The sequence below is a fragment of the Streptomyces subrutilus genome, from assembly GCF_008704535.1.
In the GTDB taxonomy this organism is placed as follows: Bacteria; Actinomycetota; Actinomycetes; order Streptomycetales; family Streptomycetaceae; genus Streptomyces; species Streptomyces subrutilus.
Window position 1 is genome coordinate 684,139 of the sequence record NZ_CP023701.1, and the last position, 11,992, is coordinate 696,130.

10 protein-coding genes are annotated in these 11,992 nt (G+C 75.2%); 5 read left to right on the plus strand and 5 right to left on the minus strand.

From position 1 onward, the window contains the following. Nucleotides 1–2: 2 nt before the first annotated feature. The gene (locus tag CP968_RS02960; protein ID WP_150516489.1) at nucleotides 3–2,102 is read right to left on the minus strand and encodes an AMP-binding protein; all 2,100 of its coding nucleotides are present in this window, start codon (nucleotides 2,100–2,102) and stop codon (nucleotides 3–5) included. Between the two features lie 159 nt (nucleotides 2,103–2,261). On the opposite strand from CP968_RS02960, the gene CP968_RS02965 reads away from it, so the two are divergent. From CP968_RS02965 to CP968_RS02975, 3 genes are all read left to right on the plus strand, one after another. Next, nucleotides 2,262–4,202, plus strand: a complete 1,941-nt coding sequence (locus CP968_RS02965; protein ID WP_229885823.1) for an ABC transporter ATP-binding protein — start codon at nucleotides 2,262–2,264, stop codon at nucleotides 4,200–4,202. Between the two features lie 62 nt (nucleotides 4,203–4,264). Continuing rightward, on the plus strand, nucleotides 4,265–4,642 hold the full coding sequence (locus CP968_RS02970; RefSeq protein ID WP_150516490.1) for a VOC family protein: 378 nt from the start codon (nucleotides 4,265–4,267) through the stop codon (nucleotides 4,640–4,642). 64 nt (nucleotides 4,643–4,706) lie between these two features. Continuing rightward, entirely contained in the window at nucleotides 4,707–5,021 is a 315-nt protein-coding gene (locus tag CP968_RS02975) for an ArsR/SmtB family transcription factor (RefSeq protein ID WP_150516491.1), read from the plus strand. Between the two features lie 74 nt (nucleotides 5,022–5,095). Here the strand turns inward: CP968_RS02975 and CP968_RS02980 are convergent, their stop codons facing one another. From CP968_RS02980 to CP968_RS02990, 3 genes are all read right to left on the minus strand, one after another. After that, nucleotides 5,096–5,449: a hypothetical protein gene (locus CP968_RS02980; RefSeq protein WP_150516492.1), complete on the minus strand. Its 354-nt coding sequence runs from the start codon at nucleotides 5,447–5,449 to the stop codon at nucleotides 5,096–5,098. A gap of 307 nt (nucleotides 5,450–5,756) precedes the next feature. Then, complete coding sequence (locus CP968_RS02985; RefSeq protein WP_150516493.1) at nucleotides 5,757–7,844, minus strand: ATP-binding protein; 2,088 nt, start codon at nucleotides 7,842–7,844, stop codon at nucleotides 5,757–5,759. A gap of 77 nt (nucleotides 7,845–7,921) precedes the next feature. Continuing rightward, nucleotides 7,922–8,632, minus strand: coding sequence for a FadR/GntR family transcriptional regulator (locus CP968_RS02990; RefSeq protein ID WP_150516494.1), 711 nt, complete (start codon nucleotides 8,630–8,632; stop codon nucleotides 7,922–7,924). 109 nt (nucleotides 8,633–8,741) lie between these two features. Here CP968_RS02990 and CP968_RS02995 point away from each other — a divergent pair, with 109 nt between their 5' ends. Together CP968_RS02995 and CP968_RS03000 are read left to right on the plus strand one after the other, a co-directional pair. Further along, nucleotides 8,742–9,305, plus strand: coding sequence for a gluconokinase (locus CP968_RS02995; RefSeq protein WP_373303973.1), 564 nt, complete (start codon nucleotides 8,742–8,744; stop codon nucleotides 9,303–9,305). A gap of 11 nt (nucleotides 9,306–9,316) precedes the next feature. Continuing rightward, entirely contained in the window at nucleotides 9,317–10,714 is a 1,398-nt protein-coding gene (locus tag CP968_RS03000; RefSeq protein WP_150516496.1) for a GntT/GntP/DsdX family permease, read from the plus strand. 196 nt (nucleotides 10,715–10,910) lie between these two features. Here the strand turns inward: CP968_RS03000 and CP968_RS03005 are convergent, their stop codons facing one another. Beyond that, a complete protein-coding gene (locus CP968_RS03005; RefSeq protein WP_150516497.1) occupies nucleotides 10,911–11,918 on the minus strand; it encodes a hypothetical protein in 1,008 nt (335 codons plus the stop codon). Nucleotides 11,919–11,992 lie beyond the last annotated feature (74 nt).

The following is an 11,992-nucleotide window of genomic DNA, read 5'->3' on the forward strand; positions in this document are numbered from 1 at the left end:
GCTCAGTCCTCGACGTCGAAGGCCGGGGCGGGCTTGCGGGTGACGTAGACGGCGAGGACGGCGGCCGCGATCATCAGGGGGACGTTGAAGGTGTAGACGAGGGCGGCCTGGCGCGGCCAGTCCTGCTTGGCCGCGAGCCGGTAGAGGTTGTCCTGCGGCCACCAGGAGGCCAGCAGGTAGACGATCGCGAGGTGGGCGGCCGTGGTGAGGGCCCGGCCGCGGCCGTGGGCGCGCATCCGGGGGCGGCCGCCGAACAGGAACACCACCCCGGCGCCGAAGGCCAGGCACTCGGCGAGGTACAGGACGCGGAAGAGGCCGGACCACGGGCCCGGTACGCCGGTCAGGTCCGTCGAGCCCGGCCACAGGGAGTCGGTGAGCGCCAGGGCCAGGAAGCCCAGCACCACCGGTACGCAGCCGACGACCGCGAGGGTGCCCCCGAGGTCGCTGCCGCCGGACGCCGCGGCGTACTTGGCGCCGCCCCGGGCCGCCCGGCCCCCGGTGGCCCCGCGGACCTGCTGCGCCGGCCGGGGCAGGGCCGCGCGGTCCTCGTGGCCGGCGCCGTCGCGGGGCAGGGCCCGCAGCCGCACCACCGCGCGCGGCCACTGCGCGCGGGGCAGCCGCCCGTTGAGGTGGTCGCGCAGTTCGTCCACGTCGGGCAGGCCGGCGCCGTCGGCGGGCGTCCCCGGCGCGGAGGGGGGCGGGGCGGTGTAGGCGACGAGCCGCCGCGCTCCCTGGAACCCGGGTACGGCGGCCACGATCACCGAGCCGATGCCCGCGTGGCCGCGGATCACCGATTCGAGCCGGAAGGGGTCGAAGACGGCCCCGTCGAGGGTGATGCGGTCCCGGATCCGGCCGCCGAACTCCAGCAGGCCGTCCGCGCGGCGCACGCCGAGGTCTCCGGTGGCGATCGGGTCGCCGCCGTCGGGCGGGGTGAGGTGGATCTCCCCGTCGCGCAGCTCCACCCGGCAGCCGGGAAAGGGGGTGCCCAGCAGGGAGGGGTGGTCGGTGTCGTCCACGGGGCCTGGGAGCTGGGGCAGTTCGAACCAGGTGCCGACCCCTGCGGTCTCGGTCGGGCCGTAGACGTTGAGCAGGCGCACGCCGGTCCGCAGCCGGCGCTGGAGGGCGACCTGCTCGTCGAGGTAGAGCCGGTCACCGGTGACCGCGACCAGCCGCAGGGCCGCGGGCCCCGCCGGCTCATCGGCCCGGGCGGCCGGGACGGAGGGCGCGTCGGCGCGGACCGGCAGCGCCGGAGCCGGGGCGGTGGACAGGAGCCCGTGCACGCCGCCGGGATCGGTGTGCACGACGGTGGCCCGCCCGGCCCCGACCGTACGGCGGACCGCCTCGGGCTGCCAGGGGCCCTGTTCGGGCAGGACGAGCGCGCCGCCCGAGCACAGGGCCCGCGTCCAGCCCGCCGCGAAGGCGGTGGCGGCGGACCCGGCGGTGATCAGGTGGTGGTCCCGCGGCCCCGGCCGGGCGACCTCGGCCCAGCCGCGGTGGGCGGCGAGCAGTCGGCGGTGGCCGATGCGTACCGCGCGCGGCGCCGGGCCGCCGGTGAAGAGGACGACTGCGGTCCGGTCGGGATCGGGGCGGGAGGCCGGAGGTCCGGCGGGCCGGTCCGCGATGCGGTCCGCCTCGGCGCCGAGGCGGATCACCCGCAGACCGCTGCCGTCGTCGAGGGCGGCCTGCTGCGCGGCGTGCGCGAGCAGGGCGAACGGCCGGACGGCGGCGAGCTGTCGGCGCCCGGTGCGCGGGGTGTCGGCGTCGATCACGGTGTAGCAGGCGCCCGCCTTGAGCACGGCGAGGACGGCGACGACGACCTCGGTCTGCCGGGCGGTGGCCACGGCCACCAGGGCGCCGGCCGGGAGTCCGGCGTCGAGGAGGTGGTGCGCCAGCCGGTTGGCGCGGGCGTCGAGCCGGCCGTAGTCGAGGCCGTCGGAGCCGGCGACCACGGCCGGGGCCCCGGGCGCCTCCCGCACCCGGGCCTCGAAGAGGCCGAGGACGGTGGCGGTGGCGGTGGTGTCGACCGTGGTGTCGGAGGCGGTGTCGGAGGCGGTGTCGGAGGCGGACCGGTCTGAGCGGCTGGACTCGGATCCCTGCGTCATCCCCCGATGATGCCATCGGCCACCGACAGCGGACACGGCCCGGAAGCAGCCGCAAGGATGCGCGAATCACCGTGCCCCGCAAGCCGGTTGGGCACCGGGCGCGCGGTCGCGGACCGATCCCTTGACCTCCAGCTCGGTCGAGGTCCTAGCGTGCCGGTCATGGACATGGAAGTCACCGCGTGGACCTCGCTCCACAGTGCGATCACCGCCCAGCAGGACCGGCGCCCGTTCTCCCGGGCGACCCTGCGCCGGATCGCCGTCTTCGCCCGCCCGCACCGGCGCGGGCTCACCCTCTTCCTGCTGCTCAGCGTGGTGGGCGCACTGCTCGCCGTGGCCACTCCGGTGCTCGCCAGCCGCGTGGTCGACGTCATCGCCGGAGGCGGGGGCGGGGGCGGAGGCGGAGGCACGGTCACCCGGCTCGCCCTGCTCATCGCGCTGATCGCGGTGGCCGAAGCGGGCCTGGGGCTGCTGACGCGCCGGCTCTCCGCCACCCTCGGCGAGGGCCTGATCCTCGACCTGCGCACGGCCGTCTTCGACCACGTGCAGCGCATGCCGGTGGCCTTCTTCACGCGGACCAGGACCGGAGCCCTGGTCAGCCGGCTGAACAACGATGTCATCGGCGCCCAACGGGCGTTCAGCAACACCCTGTCGGGGATGGTCGCCAACACCGTCACGCTGCTGCTGACGCTCGTGGTGATGCTGAGCATCTCGTGGCAGATCACCCTGCTGGCGCTGGTGCTGCTGCCGGTGTTCGTGCTGCCGGCCCGCCGGATGGGGGCGCGGATGGCGGCGCTGCAGCGCGAGGCATCGACGTTGAACGCGGCCATGGGCACGCAGATGACCGAGCGGTTTTCGGCTCCCGGCGCCACCCTGGTCAAACTGTTCGGCCGGCCGGCCGACGAGTCGGCCGAGTTCACGGCGCGGGCGCGGCGGGTGCGGGACATCGGCATCCGTACGGCGATGTCACAGTCGGCCTTCATCACGGCCCTCACCCTCGTCTCCGCCCTGGCCCTGGCCCTCGTCTACGGCGTCGGCGGCGCCTTCGCCCTGCGCGGGACCCTGGACGCCGGTTCGGTGGTCGCCCTCGCCCTCCTGCTGACACGGCTGTACGCCCCGCTCACCTCGCTCGCCGGGGCCCGGGTGGAGGTGATGAGCGCGATGGTGAGCTTCGAGCGGGTCTTCGAGATCCTCGACCTGAAGCCCCTCATCGCGGAGCGGCCGGACGCCCGACCCGTGCCGGAGGGGCCGGTGGCGGTCGAGTTCGACGGGGTCACCTTCGGCTACCCGTCCGCCGACAAGGTCTCGCTGGCCTCGCTGGAGGAGGTCGCCGCCCTGGATTCCCGGGGCGGCACCGAGGTGCTGCACGAGGTGTCCTTCCGGGCCGAGCCGGGCCGGATGGTGGCCCTCGTCGGCTCGTCCGGCGCGGGCAAGTCGACCATCGCGCAACTGCTCCCCCGCCTGTACGACGCCGACGCGGGCACCGTCCGCCTGGGCGGGGTGGACGTACGGGACCTGACGGCCGCGTCGATCCGCGACACCGTCGGCATGGTCACCCAGGACGGGCACCTCTTCCACGAGTCGGTACGGGCCAACCTGCTGCTGGCCCGGCCGGAGGCGACCGAGGCCGAGGTGTGGGACGCGCTGCGCCGCTCGCGGCTGGACGGGCTGGTCGTCTCGCTGCCGGACGGGCTGGACACGGTCGTCGGGGAGCGCGGGTACCGGCTGTCGGGCGGCGAGCGCCAGCGGCTGACGATCGCCCGGCTCCTGCTGGCCCGCCAGCGGGTGGTCATCCTGGACGAGGCCACCGCCCACCTGGACTCCACCTCGGAGGCCGCGGTGCAGGAGGCCCTCGCCGAGGCCCTGGCCGGCCGGACCGCGGTGGTGATCGCGCACCGGCTGTCGACGGTGAAGGCGGCGGACCTGATCCTGGTGGTCGAGGACGGCCGGATCGTGGAACGGGGCACGCACACCGGACTGCTGGCGGCGGGCGGCCGGTACGAGGAGCTGTACCGCACCCAGTTCGCGACGGGCGGCCCGGGCCGTGACGCGGCGGCGCAGCCGGCGGCTTCCGGCGGCACGGGGGCGACGTCGGGAGCATGATGACCGACGGGCCACCGCGGCCCCCGCGGCCCTTCCGGGCCCCTGTGATCTTGGAGCGTCCGATGGACATCAAACTGGAACTGGTCGCCGTCCCCGTCACCGACGTCGACCGGGCCAAGGCCTTCTACGAGCGGATCGGCTTCAACGCCGACCACGACATCACGGTGAGCGAGGACGTCCGCTTCGTGCAGCTCACCCCGCCCGGATCGGCCTGCTCGATCGCCGTGGGCAAGGGCCTCACCAGAATGACGCCCGGGTCGCTGGACAACATGCAGGTCGTGGTGAGCGACATCGAGGAGGCCTACGCGGACCTGCGGGACCGGGGCATCGAGGTCACGGAGATCCAGGACATGCCGTGGGGGTCGTTCGTCTACTTCTCCGACCCGGACGGGAACGGGTGGGCGGTCCAGCAGACCACTCCGCGCACGGCGGCGGAGTAGGGGGGAACGACAGCCGCGGCCGAGCGGACGGGGCGGGTACGGCATGCGACGTACCATCGACCCCATGGCCACGTACCACCCCGTCCGCGAACAGCTCCTCGTCGAGGACGTGCTCGCCGCCCTCGGCAACCCCGTCCGCCTCGGCATCGTCCGCGAGCTCGCCACCTCCCCCGACGGCCGCACCTGCGGCAGCCTTCCCCTGGAGGTCACCAAGGCCACCGCCACCCACCACTGGCGGGTGCTGCGCGAATCCGGGGTGACCCAGGAGCACCGGACCGGCCGCTACAAGGCGGTCTCGCTGCGCCGTGCCGATCTGGAACACCGCTTCCCCGGCCTCCTGGACGCCGTACTGGCCGCCAGCGCGCCGACCGCGAACTGACGGGGCCGTACCGCAGGGCGACGACGGCGATCACCTCGGGCGGCCCCGAGGCCCCGGTCCGGGCCCCGCCGGTGTCAGCCCTGGGCGGCGGCGGGCGCGGGAGCCGCGTCGAGCTCCCAGGCGTGGCGCTTGAACTCCCTCCGGAAGTCGGCGTGGTCCTCCCACTGGCGGGCGATCCCCCGCAGCACGTCCCAGTGGTGCTCGACGGACTGGTCGATGACCCTGCGCGTGGCCGCGTCCTGCGACTCCCGCTTCCCGATCAGGCCCTTGACCGCCGAAGCCTCCAGCACCGCGTTGCGCAGGGCCCGCAGCGCGCGGGAGGTGTCGTCCATGCCGAAGCCGTACTCGCTGCCGGTCTCCGCGTCGAACAGCGGGGTGAGCCGCGCTTCGATGAACGCGGTGATCCGCTCGAAGTGCTGCACGTCCATCAGGGCTCCGTCTCCTGCCGGTCCCCCTGGGGTCCCCGGCGTCTGCGTCATGGGTGGTACGGGCCCATTATCGGTCACGCCCGGAGCCGCGGCGGGAGGCCCGGGCGTCCCGGGTGCACCGCTCCTGTGCACCGCATGGACGAGCTCGACGGAGTGGAGATCATCGCCTTCCCGGACGCCGCGGCGTTCGAGGAGCGGCTGGCCGGGCACCCCACGCGCGGCCAGGGGGTGCGCCGGTCCCGGAGCCCGTGGTCGCAGGTCGACGTGGGCGGCAACGGGCCCGCGCCCGGCGGCCGGCCCCGCTCCGTCAGCCGGGACCGTGGTCGCCGCCCCGGGTGCGTTGGGCGTGGCCGTGCCGGACTCCCGCGCGGAAGGCCTCCTCGTACGCGAGGTCACCGAGCACGTCACGGGCGCCGCGCTCGAACCGCTCGCGGACCGGGGCCAGTTCCGGGGTGCCGCGCTGGGGGTGGCCGACGGACTGCCAGTAGGCGTGGGCGGTGCCGTACGCCCGGACCGCGGCCTCCTCCTCGCCGGCCGCGCCGCGGGCGGCCGCCAGCAGGTCGAGGCCGAGGGCCGTCCCGAAGCTGTCGCCCAGTTCGCGCTTGCTCTCCAGCATGGCGCCGGCGTGCCCGGCGGCCTCGGCGGCGCGGCCCTCCAGCAGGCTGATCAGGGCCAGTTGGTAGTCCGCGTAGGCGCGGGTCCAGTACTCCCCGCGCTCCGCGCACCCCTCCCGCAGCGCGGTGGCCTCGGCGCGGGCCTCGTCGAACAGGCCCATCCCGGTTTGGGCGAAGACCCGTACCAGGTGGCAGCGCAGGCGCGGTCCGGACGCGAACGGCGGGGCGGGGCGGGCCTCCAGGGCGTTGTCGGCCACGATCCGCGCGGCCAGCGGCCGCCCGGCCAGCAGGTGGCTCAGGCCGAGGAGGTAGGCGGCGTCCAGCGCGGGCCGCAGCTCGCGCTCACCGCCCCCGGCCGGTCCGCCCTCCCCGGCCAGGGCCTCGCAGCCGACGGCGATCTGGTGGCCGAGCTCCTTCTCGCCCTGGAGCAGCAGGGTCACGCCGAGGGCCCACAGGGCGCGGCCCCGGCCCGCCCGGTCCACCTCCTCGGGGCGGGTGCCGGCCAGGGCCCGCTCCAGGTAGTGGCGGGCGGCGTGCAGGTGGCCGCAGCAGGCCCAGAAGAAGCCGACCCGGCCGGCCAGGTCGAGGGCGCGGGCGGGCGCGGTGGCCTGGTAGTGGTCGAGGGCGGCGCACACGTCGCCGTGGGCGGTCTCCACGCGCCGGTACGCGTCCCGCTGCGCGGGTCCGAGCCATTCGTCCTCGGCGATCCGCACCAGGCCCCGGAAGTAGGCGGCGTGCCGGGAGCGCAGGGCGTCGCCCTCGCAGATCTCGGCGAGCCACATGGCCCCGTACTCGCGGATCGTGTCGAGCATCCGGTAGGTGCCGTCGGGCGCGCGGCGCACGACGGACTTGGCGGTGAGGGCCGCGAGCAGCCCCGGCACGTCGTTCGTGGTGAGGGGCGGCGCCGAGCAGACGGCGCGGGCGGCGTCCTCGTCGAAGGGGCCGCCGAAGACGGACAGCCGCAGCCACAGCAGCCGTTCGTGCGGTTCGCACCATTCGTGGCTCCAGCCGATCGCGGTGCGCAGGGCCCGGTGGCGGGGCGGCTGGAGGGGGTGGGGGGTGGACAGCGATCCGATCCGGCGGGCGAGCCGGTCGGCGAGTTCCTCGACGCTGTGGTCCGTGAGTTGCGCGGCGGCGAGTTCCAGCGCGAGGGGGACGCCTTCGAGCCGTTCGCAGACGGCGCGGGCGGCCGTGAGCTGCTCTCCCGACCACGGCGGCCGCCGTCCGGGCGCGGCGGCGGCGGCCCGGTCGGTGAACAGCGCCAGCGCCTCGCCTCCTCCGGCGGGGTGCGGCAACGGCCCGATCTCCAGGACCCGTTCGGTCTCGGTGCCGAGGGGCTGCCGGCTCGTCAGGAGGAGCACGAGGTGCGGGGCGGCGGCGAGGAGGTCGCGGACGAGGGTCCGCACGGCGGGCATCAGGTGCTCGCAGCAGTCCAGTACGAGGAGCAGCCGGCGCCGCCCGATCCATTCGCGGACGGCCTCGGCCAGGGTGCGGGAGGTGTGGTCGGCGAGGTCGAGCGCGTCGGCGACGGTGGCGACGAACAGCCGGTCGTCGGGTAGCGGGGAGAGCTCGGCCCAGTGGGTGCCTTCGGGGAACGGGCCGTCGGTTCCGGCGGCCCGTTCCAGGGCCCGCCGCACCAGGCTGGTCTTGCCGACGCCGCCCGGCCCGGTGACGGTGATCAGCCGATCCTCCGCCAGGGCCTTTTCCAGTAAGGCCAGTTCCGGGCCGCGCCCCACGAAGGAGCCGGTTCCGTCGTCGTCCACTCCGCCATGTCCCAGCACGTGTCCAGTGTGGCGTACGGGGAGCGGCGCGGGGGGTCGTACGGCCGGGTCGGGGGTGGGCGGGGGCGGTGCCGGGGCTACGGGGCCAGTACGTCCAGCTCGTCCAGGGCGCCGGCCGCGATCTGCCGCGTGAGTGCCTCGGCGCGCGCCGCGTCGCCCTCCCGGACGGCCTCGGCCACCTGGACGTGCAGGGTGACGGCGGCCGGGTCGGGGTCGTGGAACATGACGTCGTGGCGGGTGCGCCCGGTCAGTACGGCCGCGACGACGTCGCCGAGCCGGGCGAACATCTCGTTGCCGGAGGCGGTCAGGACGATGCGGTGGAAGGCGATGTCGTGGCGCAGGTAGCCGTCGAGCTGGTGGCCGCGCGAGGTGCGGACCATGCCGAGGGCGGCCTCGGTGAGCGCGGCGCACTGGTCGGGGGTGGCGAGGGTCGCGGCGAGTCCGGCGGCGACGGGTTCGATCGCGGAGCGCAGCACGGTGAGGGAGCGCAGTTGGCGGGGGCGGTCGGCGCCGGCCAGCCGCCAGCGGATGACGCGCGGATCGTAGACGTTCCACTCGTCGGTGGGGCGGACGGTGACGCCCACGCGGCGTCGGGACTCGACCAGGCGCATGGACTCCAGCACGCGCACCACCTCGCGGACCACGGTGCGTGAGGCGTCGAAGCGCTCGGCGATCTCGTCGGTGCGCAGCACGCTGCCCGGCCGGTACTCCCCCGCCGTGATCGCGCGGCCGAGGGTGCCCAGCACACGGGAGTGGAGACCCTGCCCGGGACCGTCTTCGCTGCTCATGAACGTAAGCGTACGGTGACGACTTCATGAACCAAAGATGTGATGTATCCCGCCTGACTCTTGAATAAGTACTACTTAATGCGCTTCAGTGGTGCCCACACGGGGACCGATGTCGACGAGGACAGCGAGGTACGGCGTGAGCTCCCAGCGCGTCATTGTGGTGATGGGCGTGGCCGGTACGGGCAAGACGACCGTGGGTCGGCTGCTCGCCGAGGCGCTCGGCCTTCCGTACGCGGAGGGCGACGCGTTCCACCCGGCGGCCAACGTCGCCAAGATGTCGGCCGGCACCCCGTTGCAGGACGCGGACCGGTGGCCGTGGCTGGACGCCATCGGCGACTGGATCCGGGGCCGGAACGGGCTCGGCGGGGTCGTCGCGGCGTCCTCGCTCAAGCGCGCCTACCGCGACCGGCTGCGCGCGGCGGGGCCCCGGACGGTGTTCGTGCACCTCGCCGGCGAACGCCCGCTGATCGAGGAGCGGATGGCGGCCCGCACGGGCCACTTCATGCCCCCCGCCCTGCTGGACTCGCAGTTCGCCACCCTGGAGCCGCTCCAGGAGGACGAACGGGGCGTCGTCGTCGACGTCTCAGGATCACCCGAAGACATCACGGCCCGGGCGCTGGACGCCCTGGGCCGGCTCGGCCCGGCCGAGCTCCCCCGTACTCCCGAGAACTAAGGAACACCACCGTGACCGGTCTCAGCGTCGAGACTCTGGCAGCGGCGGGCACCGCACCGATCACCTCGGCCGGGAACACCCAGCTCGGTATCGCCGTCCTCGCGGGCATCGCCGTCATCGTCCTGCTCATCACCCGCCTCAAACTGCACGCCTTCCTGGCCCTGACCCTGGGCTCGCTGGCCCTCGGGGTCTTCGCGGGCGCCCCGCTCGCCAAGACGATCGCCAGTTTCACCGCGGGCCTCGGCTCCACGGTCGCGGGAGTGGGCGTGCTGATCGCGCTCGGCGCGATCCTGGGCAAGCTGCTGGCCGACTCGGGAGGCGCCGACGAGATCGTCGACACCATCCTGGCCCGGGCCAAGGGCCGCGCCATGCCGTGGGCCATGGTCCTGATCGCCTCGGTCATCGGGCTGCCGCTCTTCTTCGAGGTCGGCATCGTCCTGCTGATCCCGGTGGTGCTGCTCGTCGCCAAGCGCGGCAACTACTCGCTCATGCGGATCGGCATCCCGGCCCTGGCCGGCCTCTCCGTCATGCACGGGCTGATCCCGCCCCACCCCGGGCCGCTCGTCGCGATCGACGCGCTCGACGCGAACCTCGGCGTCACCCTCGCGCTCGGCGTGGTCGTCGCCATCCCGACCGTGATCATCGCCGGGCCGCTGTTCTCCAAGTACGCCGCCCGCTGGGTGGACATACCGGCGCCCGAGCACATGGTCCCGCAGCGCCCGTCGCAGGACCTGGAGCACCGGCCCCGCTTCGGCGCGACCGTCTTCACCGTCATGCTGCCGGTGGTCCTGATGCTGGCCAAGGCACTGGTCGACATCGTCGTCAACGACCCCGACAACGCCGTGCAGCGCGTCACGGACGTCGCCGGCTCACCCCTGATCGCCCTCCTCGCGGCGGTACTGGTCGGCATGTTCACCCTCGGCCGCGCGGCCGGCTTCACCCGGGACAGGATCTCGACCACGGTCGAGAAGTCCCTGGCCCCCATCGCCGGCATCCTGCTCATCGTGGGTGCGGGCGGCGGTTTCAAGCAGACCCTGATCGACGCGGGCGTCGGCCAGATGATCCTGGACCTGTCGAAGAACTGGGCGATCCCGACGCTGCTGCTGGCCTGGCTGATCGCCGTGGTCATCCGGCTCGCGACGGGTTCGGCGACCGTGGCCACCATCTCGGCCGCCGGCCTGGTGACCCCCCTGGCCGCCGGGATGTCCACCACCGAGACCGCGCTGCTGGTCCTGGCCATCGGAGCCGGCTCGCTGTTCTTCAGCCACGTCAACGACGCGGGCTTCTGGCTGGTCAAGGAGTACTTCGGGATGACCGTCGGCCAGACCCTGAAGACCTGGTCGGTCATGGAGACCATCATCTCGGTCGTCGGGCTCGGCTTCGTCCTGCTCCTGTCACTCGTCCTGTGACGCGTCCGGCCGTCGTCACGGGACCGCCGCGGGCCCCGTGACGACGGCCGGCCACACCTCCGCACCGGCACGCCCGGGCACCGCAGGCACGCGACCGCGCGCCACGGGTGCCCGGGCGTCCGCGCGCGTACGGACGTGCGGCCGTACCCGTGCGGAGCGGCCCGGGTCGGACGCGGCCCGGCCCTGCGCCCGCCGCTCAGCGCTCCGTACGGGCCGCGTCCAGTTGGGCGGCCGCCAGGGCGAAGCCGTTCGCCGCGGTGTCGCAGCGGCCGGCGAGGGCGGTGACCTCCGCGCGCAGCACCTCGGCCCGCGGTCCCGGCCACACCGCGGCGGCCGGGACGACCGCCGCGTGCAGCCGCCGGGCGTGTGCGCGCAACGCTCCGGCGTGGCCGCGCAGCCCTGCGGAGACCTGCTCCGGCCCGCGGGCGCGCCGGATCCGCGCTCCGCTGTCCGCCGGGCGCGGCGCCGGGCGCTGGGGCCGGCCGGCGCCCCGGCTGCGTGCGGCGGCGCTCTGCGAGGCGGGTCGGTCCGCTGCACCCCCGGGGGCCGGGCCCCGGTCCCGGTCGCACAGGGCCAGGAAGGCGGCGCCGAGTCCGAGGATCGGCTCCGCGGGTGCGGCCCGGCAGGTGGCCACCTGCCAGCCGGCGTGGTCGTTGAACGGGTTCGTGTCGGTCAGGGCGTCCCAGGCGAGGATGTCGGCGAAGGACGGGGCCAGCAGGACGAAGGCCCGGCCGGCGCCCCGGTCGCGCACCAGGGCCCGGAAGAGCCGCGCGGCCTCGGCCGGCCGGCCCTCACCGGCGGCCGTGAGCACGGCCGCCGCACCCGGGTCCGCGGGCCCGCCGTGGACGCCCGCCTGCGCGGCCCCGATCCGCGCCCGCAGACCGCACACGGCCACGCTGACCGCGAGGCTCTCGCGGCGGGCCAGCAGACCGGCGAGCCGGCCGGCTCCGGCGGCCCCCCGGCCCCGCGGGGCCCAGCCCAGGCCCGCCGGGTCGGTGAGGGTGCGCAGCAGGGTGCGCCAGGCCAGCCGGCAGCGGCCGCCTCGGGCGAGCGCGGTGACGGGCAGCCGGGCGCCGAGGGCCAGTCCGGAGGCGTAGCGGGCGGCCTCGCCGACCGTGTCGGCGGCTTCGGCGAGGGCGCTGCTCAGGGCGTCGAGCAGGACGACGTCCGGGGCGCGGGACGCGGAGGTCGCGGCGTCGGGCATGGGGTCCTCCGGTGGTGCGGCAGGGGCGGATGGGCGGTGGGGGCGAGCACGCCGGCCTCCGGCGGCGGACGGCG